This window comes from Microcoleus sp. T3_B1, assembly GCF_036700445.1.
Taxonomy (GTDB): Bacteria; Cyanobacteriota; Cyanobacteriia; order Cyanobacteriales; family Microcoleaceae; genus Microcoleus.
Genome location: NZ_JAUBOX010000039.1, coordinates 50,276 through 67,470, shown reverse-complemented (window position 1 = coordinate 67,470; position 17,195 = coordinate 50,276). Strand labels below are relative to the sequence as shown.

The following is a 17,195-nucleotide window of genomic DNA, read 5'->3' as shown; positions in this document are numbered from 1 at the left end:
GGCATAGGGCATAGGGCATAGGGCATAGGGCATAGGGCATAGGGCATAGGGCATAGGACAAAGCCCCCATACCTCACAACGCTTGAGAACCGCTATAGACTCACGGGCTCCCAGAAACCGGGTTTTTTCTCGAATAGTTGGTTACAGCCGAGGAAAACGGCAAAAACCCGGTTTCTTTGATTTTGTCGATCGCCCCGACAACTCAAAAAAGGACTCTCGTCGGATTTGACTCTCATTCTTGTTGACAAATTGCAGGTTAAATGAGGATGTTTTATGAATAGAACAAACTTACTATCTCGAATCTCGATCGATCCCAATATCGGCTCTGGTAAACCCTGCATTCGGGGACATCAAATCTGGGTTTCTGTGATTCTAGATGGCCTCGCTAGTGGCTCGACTATTGAGGAAATAATTCAGCAGTATCCTAGTATAGGGCGAGAGGATATTCTTGCTTGTATTGCCTATGGTGCTGAAATAATTGAGCGAAATAGCGAACCTCACCAGTTAGTAAGTCTCAAGCCCGATCGAGTGATTTATGCCGAGTTTTCAGAAATGGCAAACGATCTAGAATATCAAGCAGAAGCTTTGGCAATTTGTCAAGATTTTGAGACAGCCGACTGGGAAGCATTGCTAATAGGTGAGTCTGAATATGAGACGCGGTGAAGTTTATGATGCTGATTTTGAACCTGTTCAAGGTTCAGAGCAAGGAGGGACTCGCCCAGCGATTATTGTTAGCAACGATGCGATAAATGCGTCGAGTCAAGTTGTGCTTGTGGTTCCTTGTACCACTTATCGCCCACCACGCCGCATTTATCGGAGTCAGGTACTGATAATTGCTCCTGATGGAGGATTCGATCGAGACTCAATAGCACTTGGAGAGCAAGTTCGCGCTTTGGCGAAAAGTCGCCTTTTACGTAAACGCGGGACACTTTCTGAGTCTACTGTGGTGCAATTGGATAGCGCTTTGTCGATCGCCTTGGATTTATCTAATCAATAGACTTGGCGCCTGTGAAAGTCGATCGCCCCGACAACTCAAAAAGTCAAACATTCCTAGACTCACGGACTCTGAGAAACCGGGTTTTTTCCTCAGAAGATGCCTTACAGCCGACGAAAACCGCAAAAACCCGGTTTCTGGGATTTTGTCGCCCCGACAATTCAAAAAAGGTTCTCGTCCGATTTTACTCTCAAGGGCTTGACAAGTTGCAGGTTAAGGTGTATGGTGATTTTGCGAGTTGCAAAGCTCGATCGCTCCAGAACGTTGAAAATTGCATAGTTTTATTTTGGATCTGCGGCTAGTTTCAGTGTCGCAGATCGGCAATCGACGCACCTCGGGCGATCGGCAAAACCCTGATTTTTTCGTTGGGGTGCGTCGATTACTCTGATACTAAGGGTTACGGCTTGCAAGCAATTGAGCTTATTGCAGGTTTTAGGGTCTTATTGACAGGTAAAATATGGTGCGTCGATTTGAGGCTTGAAACCCTTTCTGGGTAAGGCTCCCTGGCCGAAGAGTCTCCTTTACCACTTCCCCGCGAGGGGATTGAAACGTTGTACAGCTAGTCCACCCAAACTCAAAACCGTTTGTCTCCTTTACCACTTCCCCGCGAGGGGATTGAAACACTGTTATTACCCATTTACTCAAAGATTTTATTAGATTTGGTCTCCTTTACCACTTCCCCGCGAGGGGATTGAAACCCTCTGGAATATCCCTGTATTTGGTATATTCTAGTCTCCTTTACCACTTCCCCGCGAGGGGATTGAAACTTTTCATTCTTTTCCGATCTTCCTCACGTTGGTTGGTCTCCTTTACCACTTCCCCGCGAGGGGATTGAAACGGTCACAAACAGGGGCAAACTTCCGCCTATGGTAGAGTCTCCTTTACCACTTCCCCGCGAGGGGATTGAAACTTTTGGCTGCTGCACCAGAAGCTACGAGGGTTGGTCTCCTTTACCACTTCCCCGCGAGGGGATTGAAACTTCAATTCCACTTTCCATGGAAATGTACAGTTTGCCGTCTCCTTTACCACTTCCCCGCGAGGGGATTGAAACTTTTTCCTTCTTCTGTTAAAATTCTGTAGTTGTTTGTCTCCTTTACCACTTCCCCGCGAGGGGATTGAAACGTTGGTTATTCTAATGGGACAGCTTGCTATTTACTCAAGTCTCCTTTACCACTTCCCCGCGAGGGGATTGAAACGCTACGACTGTAAGCACAAGCTTACCTTCAACCACGGTCTCCTTTACCACTTCCCCGCGAGGGGATTGAAACTTTGTTGCTGGGGTTTCTCCATACCCTCGCTTGCTAATGTCTCCTTTACCACTTCCCCGCGAGGGGATTGAAACTCTCCGTTATTTACGGCTCCCTTGATGCGTAGAGTCTCCTTTACCACTTCCCCGCGAGGGGATTGAAACAAACGAGTAGCTCCAAGAAGCTCACTTAGCCACATATGTCTCCTTTACCACTTCCCCGCGAGGGGATTGAAACATTTCGTGATAAGCCTCAGTTTTGATACACTCCAAAGGTCTCCTTTACCACTTCCCCGCGAGGGGATTGAAACTTTCTGTAGCATTTGCAAGATACGAGAGAGCTCTTTTTGTCTCCTTTACCACTTCCCCGCGAGGGGATTGAAACGTTTTTCTAAAAAGCCTTTGCCATCGTAATCAATTGTCTCCTTTACCACTTCCCCGCGAGGGGATTGAAACTTTCTGTCCAAACTATAGGAAAATATTCGTTTTGAGTCTCCTTTACCACTTCCCCGCGAGGGGATTGAAACATTCACAATATGAGTTATCTGAATACCGGTTAATTGGGTCTCCTTTACCACTTCCCCGCGAGGGGATTGAAACTTCTTTGCTTTAGGTTTAGTAGGTTTCACAGGGCGGGCAATTGTCTCCTTTACCACTTCCCCGCGAGGGGATTGAAACGTTGGGGTCGAGATACAACAAACTTACACCAGTGGTCTCCTTTACCACTTCCCCGCGAGGGGATTGAAACTTGAGCTGTGCAGTAGTTGGAACTACTTTTCGCTGAGGTCTCCTTTACCACTTCCCCGCGAGGGGATTGAAACTTCTTCAGCACTCACCAAATTTTCAGGGGTCTCCTTTACCACTTCCCCGCGAGGGGATTGAAACTTTATGGGTATCACTTCATCTACCCTGCCGAAACGACCAGTCTCCTTTACCACTTCCCCGCGAGGGGATTGAAACCACCCGCAACGATCGCAGGTAGGTTGTGCTATGCCATAGGATGTCTCCTTTACCACTTCCCCGCGAGGGGATTGAAACTTTTTGTCTGGAGAGTTGAAAGCTTCCACAAGTGTGTCTCCTTTACCACTTCCCCGCGAGGGGATTGAAACCTAGAGCTATCTCGGCAAACTCTAGATTATAAAACTGTCTCCTTTACCACTTCCCCGCGAGGGGATTGAAACTTTCTGATAATGTTGGGTGTTGAGCTACTACAACATTTTGTCTCCTTTACCACTTCCCCGCGAGGGGATTGAAACTTTCGTTTCCGCTGTTTCCATTGCTGCATTCTTAACCTTGGTCTCCTTTACCACTTCCCCGCGAGGGGATTGAAACTTTTGTAGTCCGAGCCTGTAGCCCAATATTTTTGTCTCCTTTACCACTTCCCCGCGAGGGGATTGAAACGTTTTTGCCCCAAAGAGGTAGTGGTCCAGTATTTTGTGGTCTCCTTTACCACTTCCCCGCGAGGGGATTGAAACTGTAGCACCCTCTAGTTTCAACCGTTTCTTTTTCTCTTGCTGGTCTCCTTTACCACTTCCCCGCGAGGGGATTGAAACTTCTTTCATGCTTTCCATTTATTTCGTGTTTTTGGAGAAGTCTCCTTTACCACTTCCCCGCGAGGGGATTGAAACAGTAGAAGAAATCGGCTCTCCTTTTAGAGGGTCAATGTCTCCTTTACCACTTCCCCGCGAGGGGATTGAAACTCCTGGGGTCTCCCCAAGGAGTAGCTTGGGGGTCTCCTTTACCACTTCCCCGCGAGGGGATTGAAACCCTTATAAACCAAATCTTGACCTTTAAATAACTCAGTCTCCTTTACCACTTCCCCGCGAGGGGATTGAAACAAAAATGAAAACGTCGTTGCCTAAACCTCCGTTGAGGTCTCCTTTACCACTTCCCCGCGAGGGGATTGAAACTACATCTGCTGGAAATTTTTCCATTTCTTTGCAACGCCAGAATTTATGCACTCCGACGAAAGAAACCGGGTTTTTTACGGAATCTGTGGACTACAACCACATATTTTCGTAAAAAAACCCGGTTTCACCGGCCCCTACTTAGCTTCTTTACCACTTCCCCAAGAGGGGATTGATATCAAATCCCGTGGCAGGGGAATTAATCTTACCCACAGTCAGGAGACGCCAGTACCTTTCGTCGTGTCAACTTAAGGTAAAGCCCATAGTCCGTCAGGGGTTTCAACAAGAGCCTCAAAGTGAAAGTCCTCGCTTCAGAGGACTAATGAGTTCTTCAGTCCTCTTTGAGAGGACTTTAGCTATGAGACAGGGAATTCATTCCCTGGCGGAGTGCCGGGTGGGAGGAGTGGCGGCAGCGCCTTTGGTGGTGTCAACTTAAGGTAAAACCGATAGTCCGTCAGGGGTTGAAACCCCTGCCTCAAAGTGAAAGTCCTCGCTTCAGAGGACTAATGAGTTCTTCAGTCCTCTTCGAGAGGACTTTAGCTATGAGACAGGGAATTCATTCCCTGGCGGACTGGCGGAGTGTCGGGTGGGAGGACTCGCGGACTAAAAGCTGAAGTTGACACCACCAAAGGCAGTGCCGTTTCCCTACTCAAACCATTACCCCCAATTGCATTTGCCTTCTTCCTTCTGCCATACAAAAAAAACCCGGCCTCTCAAAGAAACCGGGTTTTTTGTCAATCAGACGCTTTCTTGTGATGCAGCCTAATCCCTAAAAAGATGTCATATATAAAACTCCAAAAGTCCTTTTTCCCTTCCAATATTCCCAAACTTTGAGGGGAACCTTTCTCATCCAACAGCGGCTTCACAGCTTCATAAGCAGGCTTGTAATTGTACCAAGGAATAGAAGGCCACAAGTGATGGATCAGATGATAATTCTGCCCCAAAATCAAGATATTTAGAATAGGACTAGGATATACTCTGGCATTTTTCCAACGATCGCGATCGTGAAACGGACGGTGCGGCAAATAATCAAAAAATAACCCCAACGCCAACCCCACCACCAAAGCCGGAGAAAACCAAAAATTCAGGACGTAATCTAAATGGCCGTATTGAATCGAGATATACACGATCGCAATCACAAACAAACGGCTGAGAAACCATTCCAATAATTCGTATTTCCGCCACAGTTTGCGCTTAAAAAAGAAAATCTCGTGGTAAAAAAACCTCGCAGCAATCAACCACAAAGGCCCGCCGGTCGAAACATAATGGTCTGGATCGTTATCTGGGTCATTAACGTGGGCGTGATGCTGCATATGTACCCGCGTAAACACCGGGAAAGCAAAACCCAACATCAGCGCGCTACCGTGTCCCAAAATAGCATTGATCGTGCGATCGCGATGGGCTGCATTATGAGACGCATCGTGAATCACAGTTCCGGCCATGTGCAACGCCAGCACGTTCAGTGAAAAACAGCACCACTGCGGCCACCCCCAACACCAGAAACCCAAGTTAGAAATCACGATAATCGCTACTGCACTCAAAAACAGCAGCAGTGTCGGATTGAAGTCACCGGGAGGACTCAGAAACTCTTTCGGCACTGTCAGCGGCCGTCCTGCCTCCGACATCTTTGTTAGCACTCCATAATATTTCACACTTGCGTAGTATAAGATACAAGCCTCTAAATAGTAAACTTTTGTGAAATAACTGTATCTAATCTCGATCGCCCGTCGTCTGCATATAAATCAGAGTTTGTTGCTTGGCAAGCTTACCGATGTTACATTCGCACAACGCTCTTGGGAAACCAACAAAAATGAATGGGTATATCTGTATATTTGTCAAGGCCTAAATCTAAAGTTATTTTGAAGAAAAGCCGATCGAACAGAAAAGATTACCGATCGGTAAAAAGTCAGATATTCTATATATTGTTCAATACCTGCTTTTTTGACGACTATCAAAATTTTTAAGACTTGAGACTAGCGTCATTGCTTGTAGTGCAAAGATGAAACGTTAGCCGAAATTTAAACAAGAAATCCACCTGCCTCCCCAGAACACCGCTGATGCAATTGCCAAAAGCCCTACGCCGGACTAAAATCGTCGCCACCATTGGCCCAGCAACTTCGGACCCACAAGTGCTGCGCCAGCTTATAGAAGCCGGTGCCACAACTTTGCGACTCAACTTTTCCCACGGAACAGAAGAAGACCACCAGCGCAGCATTCGCTTAATCCGGCAAACATCCTTTGAACTCAACCAGCCGGTAGCCATCCTCCAAGACCTCCAAGGCCCGAAAATTCGTTTAGGGCGCTTTGAGACAGGCTCTATAGTTGTCAAAAACGGCGATCCTTTCATTCTCACCAGCCGCCAAGTTCCCGGCACAGAGCTCATTTCTTCCGTCACCTACGACCCCCTAGCAGACGAAGTTCCAGAGGGCTCAGTGATTCTGCTTGACGACGGGAAAGTGGAAATGCTGGTGGAAAAAGTAGACCGCGCGGCGCGGGAATTGTACTGTCGCGTCGTAGTCGGCGGGCCGCTTTCCAACAACAAAGGCGTGAATTTTCCGGGAGTTTACCTGTCAATTAAAGCGCTGACTGATAAAGACCGCAAAGATTTAATGTTCGGCCTCGACCAAGGTGTCGATTGGGTGGCCCTGAGCTTTGTGCGGAATCCCCAAGATGTGCTCGAAATTAAAGAGCTCATTGCCAGTGCGGGCAAGCAAGTACCGGTGATTGCTAAGATCGAAAAGCACGAGGCGATCGAACAAATGGAGGAAATTCTCACCCTTTGCAACGGCGTGATGGTCGCCCGTGGCGATTTGGGAGTGGAACTACCCGCCGAAGACGTGCCGATTTTGCAAAAGCGCCTGATTGCTACCTCCAACCGCCTGGGTATTCCGGTAATTACCGCTACCCAGATGCTCGACAGCATGGTCAACAATCCCCGTCCCACCCGCGCCGAGATTTCCGACGTGGCCAACGCGATTCTCGATGGAACTGATGCAGTCATGCTCTCGAATGAAACTGCTGTCGGCAAGTTCCCCGTCGAAGCGGTGGCGACGATGGCGAGAATTGCGGTGCGGATGGAGAGGGAAGGAATAAAGCGGAATATTAGGAATGTAGAAGATATTGGTCGATCGATCCCCAACGGTATCAGCCAAGCAGTCAGCCAAATCTCCGAACAGTTGAACGCCGCGGCCATCATGACGCTGACCAAAACCGGCGCCACAGCCCGCAATGTCTCGAAGTTCCGACCGAAAACTCCGATTTTGGCAGTTACTCCTCACGTAGACGTAGCCCGACAACTGCAATTAGTATGGGGAGTAAAACCCTTGCTGGTGCTGGATTTACCCTCGACAGGCCAGACATTTCACTCTGCCATGACAGTCGCCCAGGAAAAAGAGTTAGTGTCCGACGGAGATTTAGTGGTGATGACCGCCGGTACTCTGCAAGGAGTTGCCGGATCGACGGATTTGATCAAAGTTGAAGTAGTGACAGCAGTTTTAGGCAAAGGCACCGGTGTCGGTTTGGGATCGGTGAGTGGCCTAGCCAGGGTTGCTCGCACTGCTGCGGATGTAGGCAATTTCCACCCTGGAGAAATTTTGGTAGTGGAACACACAAGCGTCGCTTTTGTGGAGATGATTCGGAAAGCCGCAGGTGTGGTGACGGAGGAGGACAGTTTGACTTCTCACGCCGCGATTATCGGTTTGCGCTTGGGCGTGCCGGTGATGGTGGGCGTAAAGAATGCCACGCGCGTAATTCGGGACGGAACTATGCTGACGCTGGATATGCAGCGGGGTTTAGTTTATTCCGGGGCCAGAGGCGGCTCAACTGACACGGAAGTGACCGTTTAACTGTTGGTGAGCTAGGAGTTGTGGAATTTTGAATTAAATTCTACAACTCCTTGCTTTTATCGCTATAGTTGTGCTATAATTCAAAATTGTCTGTGCCGATGTAGCTCAGGGGTAGAGTATTCGATTCGTAATCGAACGGTCGTGGGTTCAAATCCCACCATCGGCTTTGGGTTTCAGCGATTTTTGTCTATGACATGTCTATGATTGTGGCAAATCTGTAGCAAAACGCAGTTTAACTGCTCAAAAATGCTCTGGGCAAAGTAGCCGAGAGCATTTTTATTTGCCCTAAATCCTTGTGTGGTGGAGATTTTGAATTTTTTTAATCATATCGTTTCCGGTTGCATCGGTATTGTTCAAATGTCCAAACAGTCAGTTGTCATATCAATTCCGGTTGTATCGGAATGGTGAAACCGCTCTTGACACAGAGGATACAGAGAAAGGGAAGAGAGAGATGAATACAGGACGATGCCAACGGATTTGATATCCTATCGTTTCCGGTTGCATTGGAATAATAAAATCGAGCCAACATTTAACACTCAACAATTCAGTTTTTCGACCCCTCCTTCTACAGTCAACAGTCAACAGTCAACAGTCAACAGTCAACAGTCAACAGTCAACAGTTAACAGTCAACAGTTAACAGTTAACTGTCAACAGAGGACTTGCATTCCTGACTAGAAACCTGACATCGTATTAGTTCGGGGGCCGGGGGAGGCGAAAACTCAGGGGACTGAGGATTTGATTGAGAGTTCGCAGTTGTTCCGCAGTACCCAAACAAATCAGCGTATCTCCTCCTTCGATCGCAGTTTCTCCAGTAGGCCCGACAATCAAAGTCCCGCCAGCGCGCCGCACCGCTAAAACCAAGGCCCCCGATTGCGATCGCAACTTGGCATTTCTCAAAGTTTGCCCGACGTAGACACAAGTATTGGGATCGACCAAAAATTCTTCCATGTAAAAAGAACTCTCGGTGCCCGTCAAAACACCGTCTAAAAAATCCATAACTTGAGGCCGCAAAGCCGCCGCAGCCATGCGTTTTCCCCCGGTAATGTAGGGGGATACGACGGCATCGGCGCCGCCCCGCTGCAACTTCTTTACCGCTTCTTCTGTGGTGGCGCGGGCGATCGCCCGTACCTTCGGATTCAGAGTTTTCGCTGACATGACAGTGTATAAATTCTCGGCATCCGAAGGCAAAGCTGCTACTATGCAAATTGCGCGATCGATCCCCACACTCAGCAAAATTTCGTCCAAAGTCGCGTCTCCTTGGACAGCCGTGTACCCCAGCGCCAAAGCTGCCTCAACCGACTGCACCGCCGAATCTATCACCACAAAAGAGATATATTCGGCCTGAAATTCCAAGGCAATTTGGCGGCCAGTGCGCCCAAAACCGCAGAGAATGTAATGCCCGATCAAAGAATCTACCAATCGTCGCTGCTGCCTAATTCTTGCTCCTTCTTGAAAATATCCTTCAATCAGCGCTTCTGTAAAGCGGTTGACGATGAAACCAATCACAATCACGCCCATCAAAATCAGCCATATGGTAAACATTCGCCCGCGTTGACCGAGGGGCTGAAGTTCACCGTAGCCGACAGTTGCTAAGGTAATTACTGTCATGTAAGCGGCATCTAGCAAAGACCATCTTTCCACTTGCCAATACCAGAGAGTACCCGTGCAAAAAATGCCGCCAAGGGCGAGGACTCCGTTTCTTAAGTCTTTTTGCAGGCGCTGGTACTTTTGTTCTAAAGTTGAATACACCGATCGGGCTGACCTATTACCTATTACCTGCTACCAATTTTAACGATATCAGCCCTAGACGCAGGGGCGATCAATCGATTTTAGATTTTAGATTTTAGATTTTAGATTGGCCCCACGGATAAATGCGGGGGCTTGAGGATTTTCGATTTTCGATTTTGGATTGATTCCACGGATAAATCTGGGGGCTTGTACCATCAAGAAAATCTTGGTCAAAAAGCCAGTTTCTGCCTAGATACTTTGCTGCAAAACTTAAGATTTTGAATTTTAACCAGGTTTTTTTTGCGTGAGTTCCGACTGAGTTCCAATCCCATCGCAGAGGTGGCGATTGTTTGGATTTGCGATCGGATTTGTCTGAAAATAATTGCGGGCTCCATCGCAACCCTGCAGCAACAAATCGTCAAGATTAAAATTCCACAGCATCACCGTACCGTCAGCACTAGCAGTAGCGATCGCTTTGCCGTCTGGACTAAAACTCGCACTCCAAACAGCATCCTTATTACCTTTTAAAGTTTTGAGCAATGTACCGTCAATGTTCCACAGCCTCACCATTTTGTCTGTGCTTGCAGATAGCAACATTTGACTGTCGGGACTAAAGCTGATATTTGTCACTCCACTTGTATGCTTGAAAATACTTAGCGGTGTGCCGTCTTTGCTCCAAATTCTCGCAGTTCCCCCAGCACTTGCAGTCGCCAGCATTGCTCCGTCTGGACTGAAAGCTACACTCATTATTTTATCACTTTCAATCTGTAAAGTTCTGAGCAATTTGATATCGGTGCTTGCTTCAATTGACTGCTGTTTTTGCAACTTTTCCACAATCTTTCTCAAACTCCAAAGTTTAACAGTGCCATCAGTAGCAGCCGCAGCAATTATCTGGCCGTCTGGGCTAAAACTCGTGCTGGTTATCCAACCTCGCTCCACTTTTAAACTTAACAATTTTTCACCGTTTATTTTCCAGAGTTTAACTGTTCCATCGGCACTTGCTGAAGCAATGATTTTACCATCTGGACTAAAAGAAACGCTTGTTATTTGACTGCGGTGTCCTTTTAAATCATGAATCAATTTGCCATCTCTTTGCCAAATTTTGAGAGTTTGGTCGTCGCTTGCAGAGACAATTATCTGACCGCTAGGACTGAAAATTGCCCTGATAATTTTATCAGTATGCCCGGTCAATGTTGCTTGCAAAGTTCCATTATTTTGCCAAAGTTTGATATAATTATCATCGGTAGCAGTCACAATTGTTTGACTGTCGGGACTGAAACTCGCGAAAGCAAGGGTACTGGCTTGAGTCTGCAAGCGGCGGCGTTCCCGAAAGTTGTAAACTGCCTGTTCGAGGGCGATCGCCACTCGCATCTGAATATCTGAACTCACTCCGAGCGATCGTTTCATTTCTGTAACAGCTCTGATGCTTTCTAGCAGAGCTTCGTCTTTTTTATCCGCAGCAAATAGCGTTTCTGATAGCAAACTGAGAGTGAGAATTTTGTGGTTTCTTTCTTCGATGGACGGTTTTACCCAAAAATTTACTATCAGGATTGATATTAATATGACTGCGGCTCCTGTAACTGTTTGCACTCTCAGTTGTTGCTCGCGCCAAAGTTTAGCTGCAATCACTTTTTTCTGCTTTTGTGCCTCGCTTAGTTCCTCTAGTAACTTTTTTTCGCGGCGCAGTTGTTCAATTTCAGCTTGAGTTTGTTTTTCGCGATCGCGCAATTTGGCAAATTCCGCTTCTTGACTTGCACCTAAAAATTGATAATCTTGGGTGTTCAAGCTTTTATTTGCCGCCCACTGTCGGGCATCTTCCAGTGCTTGACCGCGCAACAAGCGAGATTCGTCTTGACAATTTGTAGCTATCCATGCTGTTAGGGATTCAGCATAGGGGCGCAAGTCGCCAAGTGCTTTTTCTACCCAGTTATGGCTGAATATAGCTGCGTAAATGCGGTTGGATACGGTTAATTTCCCGGCTCGTTTTACTACTAATCCGCTCAGTCGCAATTCTGTTTGTTCGGGAGTATCATCGGCCCAGATTCCCCCTACCAGGGCGGGCACGGGGGCACCGCCCCTACAATCGGGGGGTTCTGAAGGTTGCTGATTTCCACTCAGTTGCTGTTCGGTTTGTTCGGGAGTATCATCGGCGCAGATCCCCCCTGCCCCCCTTAACAAGGGTAATTCTGGCATTTTCTCCCCCCTTATTAAGGGCAGAGCTGTTTCATTCTCAGAAAAACCAGGGTTTTGTAGGGGCGGTGCCCCCGTGCCCGCCCAGCCCATAGACGAGCGGGTCGGGGTTTCAGATATCGGGGCAACCACGGGGGGATTGCCCCTACAAGAGAATGAAACAGCCCCCCTTATTAAGGGGGGTTGGGGGGGATCGCAGGGTGGCAATATTTTTTGATATAGTCCTAATAACCTACTGGCGCGGTGCGGACTTCTGAGAAGGCGATCGCGAATTGTTTTGATGTGTACCGGTTCATCGGATGATTCCCAATTATCAATAATATGAGATTGCACTATCTCGCTAATTAATAATTGATTTGGAGTAAAATTTTCAGTTTTGCTTTCATCCGTTGAATCTGATATAATAGAAGCGGACGCTAAGCTTTTTACATGGTGCAAAATCAGCTTGCAAAGCTTTTGAGTCAGAAATGGCTGCCCTCCAGTCCAGTCCAAAATCTCTTTTAAAACCTCTTGAGGATTCTCTACTTTTCCCTCAAATCCCTTTGCTAAAGGCAGAGCTTCTTGTAAGTTAAAACCGTGCAATTCAATAGGTAAGCCGATATTAAAGGGCGTGCGAGTTGCATCGCTAATTAAATCCGATGGCGTAGCTACTCCCAGCAAAGCAAATGTAATGCGCTGGTATTCTGAATTGTGAGCGCGTTTATTGTAGCAACATCTAATTAATGCAAAAAAATCGTCTAGCGGTTCTTGGAAACTCAGGACGCTATCAATTTCATCAATAAAAATGACCAGGTTTTGAGAAATTTTGACCAGCAGCAATTCTTCAATTAACTCTCCTAAGCGCTGCACCGGCGACATCAACTCTCTCTCCCGCCACCAAGCCATAAACTCGACGGGGTTAAACAGGTTGAAGCTGCACAAGAGTTTGTAAGCGACGCCGCCGTACCACTTATCTAGAGAGACTTGCTGGTTTCCAATGTCCGAAAGGTCGATCGTAGCACAGGCAATGCCATCAGCCGAGAGCTTTTGTACAGTTCGCACCAGCAAACTGGATTTGCCCATTTGTCGGGAATTGAGCACGTAACAAAACTCTCCAGCTTTCAGGGCTTGATAAAGTTCTGAGTCAGCTTGTCGCACTACATAAGTAGGTGCATTTTGCGGGAGACTGCCGCCGATTTGATATTGGTAATCCACTGTCATTATATTGCCTTTAATTAGATTATTGGGGCACTTGTGTTGTGCCTTGACCGCAAATAAGCTTGCCATTTTGATAAGTTGGTTCCGCTGGTTCAATTGTACCGGGAGAATCTGATTGGCACAAGATGGATGCTGTTGTCATTTCATTCTTAGCAACTTTGGCATCGACTTTTTTACCAGGAACTACAAAGACACCGCCGATATAACTTTTAAGTTCTTGCTTGGAGATTCCATAATTAAATACTGCTTGGTTGGTGGCGCGAATTGAATATTTGTAGTTTCTTGTTTCAGTTTTAAGACCAATCCCCAGTGCTTCAACTGAATTGGAAAAACTACGTCTGTCTAAAAAGTTCGCTTGCTGAGCTTGGTTGATTGAGCTAACATACTGTTTTGCTTCCGCTTGCTTTGCTTTATTGGCGCTCTTCAAGAATGATGGAAGCTCGAAAGCATAAAATGTTAGTGGCCAAAGCAATATCAAAAGCACTAAACATCCACAGCCAGCATAAATAGGTGAATTTCTATCTGACTTAGAATTTTCTTGACTCATGGTATTCTATCCTCATTATTTGTAGTTTTACCTAAGTTTCCCGGTTAAAGTCCCTATTTAGTGACTTTCTTTGTTCCCTTACCGCAGATAGGGTAGCCTTTTTCCAGCTTGGGTAACTGCGGTTTAATAATCCCTCGTTTTTCAGCTTCACAGATGATAGTTATACTGGTCTTTTGGTTAGCAGGAGCCTTGTTATCAACATTTTGAGGTGGAACCCGGAAGTCTCCAGCAGTAGAGCTTTTAAAAGCGTTAACCATTATATGCAATGCTAACTGGCTTAGAATATTGTTGAGTCATGGTATTTTATCCTCTCTGTTTGTAGTAACAGCTTTAGTCCTTGAAAGCTCAATTAAATGGCGATTTGATACTGGTAAGCGATCGGCATTATCTTGCGTTTACTAAAAATAGTTTAGACATAAACTCTGTTGTGCCTTTAGCGCAAGCAATTTTACCATTTTGATAAGTTGGTTCGGCTGGTTTAATTCTACCGGGAGAATCAGCTTCGCAGATTATAGATATTGTCGTTACTTTATCTATAGCAGTATATGTCTCAATTTCTTTAACAGCAACTACAAAGACACCGCCGACACAACTTTTAAATTCTTTTCCCTTGGATACTCCATAAAGAAAGGCTGCTTCTTTAGTAGCCACCACTGAATATTTGTGGTTGGATGTTTCTGTTGTCAAGCTACTTCCTAAAGCATCTAAAGAAGTTGCAAAAGCACTTTGTTTTGCAAAATATGCGTTCTGATGTTCGTTCATTGACCTAATATAAAGCCGGGGTAGTTTCGTAGTGCTGCCATTTTTATCGGGACGAAAAACCATAAAAAGATGAGCATAAAATATCCCCACAAATATCAAAAGGCCTAAAAAGCATCTACCAGCCTTATATGCAATACTAGCTAACTTAGAATTTGGTTGACTCATATTATGCTATCCTCTTTGTTTGTAGTAAGACTTTTAGTCCTTAAAATCTCAATTAAATTCAGCGAGGCAGAGCGTGACGACGAGGAATAATCTTGCCTATAGTTAGATTATCGGGTCACTTGTGTTGTGCCTTTACCGCAAAGGCTTTCACCATTTTGATAAGTTGGTTCCGCTGGTTTAATTGTACCGGGAGAATCAGCTTGGCAGAATATGGATATTGTTGTTATTCCATCTTTAGCAGCATTTGGCTCAACTTTTTTAACAGGAACTAGAAAGACACCGCCGACATAACTCTTAAGTTGTGGTTGCTTGGAGACTCCATAATTAAAAGCAGTTTGCTTTGTGGCGCGAACTGAATACTTGTAATTTGTTGTCTCCGTTTTTATCCCAAGTCCCAAAGCATTAACAGAAGTGGCAAAAGCACTTTTCTCTATAAGTAGGGCTTGCTGTGCGCGGTTCATGGAGCCAACATACATTTTTGCTTCTGATTCCTTAGCTTTATTCCTCTGAGATAGATATGATAGAGTTGATGGAAGATCAATTAATGCGATGAACATACAAATTAATAATACTTTACCACCGTCACAGATTATTTTTTTTATTAATTCTTGCTTGTTAGTCATGACTTTATATCCTTAAATTGACCATTTCCTTAAATCCAGTGATTGGCTAACTCCACCATGCTACGGTCTCAATCAAACCCTATTTTGTTACCTCTATTGTCCCTTGCCCACAAGCAAGTTTACCATTTTCATAGGTGGGTTCCGCTGGTTTAATTGTACCGGGAGAATCAGCTTGGCAGAATATGGATATTGTTGTTATTCCATCTTTAGCAGCATTAGGCTCAACTTTTTTAACAGGAACTAGAAAGACACCGCCGACATAACTCTTAAGTTGTGGTTGCTTGGAGACTCCATAATTAAAGGCAGTTTGCTTTGTGGCGCGAACTGAATACTTGTAATTTGTTGTCTCCGTTTTTATCCCAAGTTCCAAAGCATTAACAGAACGCGAAAAAACACTTTTTTCGGCAAAATCTGCTTGCTGAGCTTTGTTCATTGAGTTCACATACTGTTTTGCTTCTGACTGCTTGCTTCTATTGGTATTAGTGAGATAAAATGGCAGAGCTATCCCATTCATTACTCCAATACCGGCTATAAGTAATAAGCATCCGCAACCGCGAGAAGCTGCATTGCGAACTATTGATTCTGGATTGTTAGTCATGGTGTTGTCTCCTTAAATGGTATATACAATGCGAATTAAAGTCGGCGAGGCAGAGCCTCTGGATCTGCGTTACCAGGCAGAGCCTGGTAACGAGGAAAAGGGGGAAATACTAATCTCTAAGCTCGCAGCTTTTGTACTTCTTTCCGGTCAATGGATGTGGGCTGAATCACTTTACTGCCGATCGCAAAATCGCGCAATTCCACCCTCGTAAACTTCACCCCCCAAGGATCTGTCGTTGTATCCAACTCTTCCACTAAAGCATTATTAATCTCATGTCGAGCCGTGTAGAGTTCCTCGACAGATAATTTAGCAAGGTGAGTCCGAATTGAAAGAATCAGCATATTTAACATCGCTTCCTTGAGATTCTGCACCTTGTAGGACGCTTTTTCTAAGTCAATGATTCGCCAGTACACAATAAAATCAACGGTGACGGCAACCCGATCGCGCGTTGTGCATTCTTGCGGTGACAGCCTTAAAATTTGCTCGCGCAGAGTTTGTTTATAGGCGACTTGCTCGACAAAGGGAATCAAAAAGGTTATACCCGGTTCGAGTTTTTTTCGATCGTACTTTCCGAAAATTTCCACTAACGCCTCATCTCCTTGACGGACAATTTTTACGCTGCTGGCTAAGGATACTCCGGTGATGGCAAGCAATACCGTCAAAAAATAGTGATACATAGTGAATCTCCTGGTAAATAGTTGACAGTTGATAGTTGACAGTTGACAGTTGATGGTGATTTCTTAGTCCGCGAAGGCGGACTTTGTTTGTGTAGAAGCGATTTCAATCGCCGAGTCATAAAAGAGCTGAGATTTAGCTGTTGATGTGAATTAATCTGTCAGGTACAACAATCAGCGTGTTTCCTTCGCGGCGCAAAACATAAACTTTTTGTCTGGGTGCGATCGCCCCTTGGGAATCTTCATTGCGGGCTTTCCACGAAGCCCCTTCATAAATCACCATTCCGGTTTCTCCGGGGAAAATTTCGGAGATTGTTGTCGCTTCCGTTGCTTCGGGAATGACAAACTTTTTGCGAACAATAAAAATTGGTCTAATCCAGATGCTCAGCGCGAGAGCTATCCCCATCCAGTAGAAGATTTGCCAGTCAAAATCTTCATACATTATGTTCGCCCAACTAAATTGAAATGCTACCGAACCTCTCCACAAAATAAATGATTCAATTACAGCCGAAGCTCCCATCATTAGCAGGTAAAATCTGTATTTTTGGGGCTGAGTTTTGATGATTAATAGCTCCATCGCACTAAGCACAACTCCGAGCAGCAACCAGAATAGGGGCGGGGTGAAGGCGAAACCTGGTTGATTAGTGGCTGAGGCCAGCGACCAAATTAGGATAGAATACACAATGCTTTTACCTCGTTTTGATGGGATTCAACCTTG

The 17,195-nt window shown here is 45.8% G+C and carries 12 protein-coding genes, 1 tRNA gene and 1 CRISPR repeat array; of the genes, 4 read left to right on the top strand and 9 right to left on the bottom strand.

Annotated features, from left to right (window positions below; translation table 11 throughout):
* Positions 1-273 precede the first annotated feature (273 nt).
* A complete protein-coding gene (locus tag QT990_RS20645; protein WP_333141972.1) occupies positions 274-663 on the top strand; it encodes a DUF433 domain-containing protein in 390 nt (129 codons plus the stop codon).
* Positions 650-997 carry a type II toxin-antitoxin system PemK/MazF family toxin gene (locus tag QT990_RS20640; protein WP_333141971.1) on the top strand — a complete coding sequence of 116 codons (348 nt, stop codon included), beginning with the start codon at positions 650-652 and terminating at the stop codon, positions 995-997. The genes QT990_RS20645 and QT990_RS20640 overlap by 14 nt, the downstream gene beginning before the upstream one ends.
* Before the next feature lie 511 nt (positions 998-1,508).
* Positions 1,509-4,150: a CRISPR direct-repeat array (repeat unit 36 nt; unit sequence GTCTCCTTTACCACTTCCCCGCGAGGGGATTGAAAC).
* Positions 4,151-4,881: 731 nt separating this feature from the next.
* On the opposite strand, the gene crtR is transcribed toward QT990_RS20640, so the two are convergent.
* On the bottom strand, positions 4,882-5,772 hold the full coding sequence (gene crtR / locus QT990_RS20635; RefSeq protein WP_333141970.1) for a beta-carotene hydroxylase: 891 nt from the start codon (positions 5,770-5,772) through the stop codon (positions 4,882-4,884).
* A gap of 432 nt (positions 5,773-6,204) precedes the next feature.
* On the opposite strand from crtR, the gene pyk reads away from it, so the two are divergent.
* Positions 6,205-7,992 carry a pyruvate kinase gene (gene pyk / locus QT990_RS20630; protein ID WP_333141969.1) on the top strand — a complete coding sequence of 596 codons (1,788 nt, stop codon included), beginning with the start codon at positions 6,205-6,207 and terminating at the stop codon, positions 7,990-7,992.
* Positions 7,993-8,086: 94 nt separating this feature from the next.
* A tRNA-Thr gene (locus QT990_RS20625) sits at positions 8,087-8,158 on the top strand.
* A 525-nt stretch (positions 8,159-8,683) separates the two neighbouring features.
* Here the strand turns inward: QT990_RS20625 and QT990_RS20620 are convergent.
* From QT990_RS20620 to QT990_RS20585, 8 genes are all read right to left on the bottom strand, one after another.
* Positions 8,684-9,742, bottom strand: coding sequence for a potassium channel protein (locus QT990_RS20620; RefSeq protein WP_333465694.1), 1,059 nt, complete (start codon positions 9,740-9,742; stop codon positions 8,684-8,686).
* A 264-nt stretch (positions 9,743-10,006) separates the two neighbouring features.
* The gene (locus tag QT990_RS20615; protein ID WP_333465693.1) at positions 10,007-13,111 is read right to left on the bottom strand and encodes an AAA-like domain-containing protein; all 3,105 of its coding nucleotides are present in this window, start codon (positions 13,109-13,111) and stop codon (positions 10,007-10,009) included.
* A 19-nt stretch (positions 13,112-13,130) separates the two neighbouring features.
* Entirely contained in the window at positions 13,131-13,655 is a 525-nt protein-coding gene (locus QT990_RS20610; protein ID WP_333465692.1) for a type IV pilin-like G/H family protein, read from the bottom strand.
* Positions 13,656-14,039: 384 nt separating this feature from the next.
* Complete coding sequence (locus QT990_RS20605) at positions 14,040-14,582, bottom strand: type IV pilin-like G/H family protein (protein ID WP_333465691.1); 543 nt, start codon at positions 14,580-14,582, stop codon at positions 14,040-14,042.
* A 107-nt stretch (positions 14,583-14,689) separates the two neighbouring features.
* Entirely contained in the window at positions 14,690-15,205 is a 516-nt protein-coding gene (locus QT990_RS20600) for a type IV pilin-like G/H family protein (RefSeq protein ID WP_333465690.1), read from the bottom strand.
* A gap of 79 nt (positions 15,206-15,284) precedes the next feature.
* A complete protein-coding gene (locus QT990_RS20595) occupies positions 15,285-15,803 on the bottom strand; it encodes a type IV pilin-like G/H family protein (protein ID WP_333465689.1) in 519 nt (172 codons plus the stop codon).
* 116 nt (positions 15,804-15,919) lie between these two features.
* Positions 15,920-16,480 carry an SPFH domain-containing protein gene (locus QT990_RS20590; RefSeq protein ID WP_333108465.1) on the bottom strand — a complete coding sequence of 187 codons (561 nt, stop codon included), beginning with the start codon at positions 16,478-16,480 and terminating at the stop codon, positions 15,920-15,922.
* A 133-nt stretch (positions 16,481-16,613) separates the two neighbouring features.
* The gene (locus QT990_RS20585; RefSeq protein WP_333141961.1) at positions 16,614-17,159 is read right to left on the bottom strand and encodes an NfeD family protein; all 546 of its coding nucleotides are present in this window, start codon (positions 17,157-17,159) and stop codon (positions 16,614-16,616) included.
* Positions 17,160-17,195: the final 36 nt, after the last annotated feature.

What these genes read in the sequence shown, in the direction of transcription:
- QT990_RS20645 (WP_333141972.1), top strand. Translation starts at nt 274, where the DNA reads ATGAATAGAACAAACTTACTATCTCGAATCTCGATCGATCCCAATATC.
- QT990_RS20590 (WP_333108465.1), bottom strand. Translation starts at nt 16,480, where the DNA reads ATGTATCACTATTTTTTGACGGTATTGCTTGCCATCACCGGAGTATCC.
- QT990_RS20610 (WP_333465692.1), bottom strand. Translation starts at nt 13,655, where the DNA reads ATGAGTCAAGAAAATTCTAAGTCAGATAGAAATTCACCTATTTATGCT.
- pyk (WP_333141969.1), top strand. Translation starts at nt 6,205, where the DNA reads ATGCAATTGCCAAAAGCCCTACGCCGGACTAAAATCGTCGCCACCATT.
- QT990_RS20595 (WP_333465689.1), bottom strand. Translation starts at nt 15,803, where the DNA reads ATGACTAACAATCCAGAATCAATAGTTCGCAATGCAGCTTCTCGCGGT.
- QT990_RS20600 (WP_333465690.1), bottom strand. Translation starts at nt 15,205, where the DNA reads ATGACTAACAAGCAAGAATTAATAAAAAAAATAATCTGTGACGGTGGT.
- QT990_RS20640 (WP_333141971.1), top strand. Translation starts at nt 650, where the DNA reads ATGAGACGCGGTGAAGTTTATGATGCTGATTTTGAACCTGTTCAAGGT.
- crtR (WP_333141970.1), bottom strand. Translation starts at nt 5,772, where the DNA reads ATGTCGGAGGCAGGACGGCCGCTGACAGTGCCGAAAGAGTTTCTGAGT.
- QT990_RS20605 (WP_333465691.1), bottom strand. Translation starts at nt 14,582, where the DNA reads ATGAGTCAACCAAATTCTAAGTTAGCTAGTATTGCATATAAGGCTGGT.
- QT990_RS20615 (WP_333465693.1), bottom strand. Translation starts at nt 13,111, where the DNA reads ATGACAGTGGATTACCAATATCAAATCGGCGGCAGTCTCCCGCAAAAT.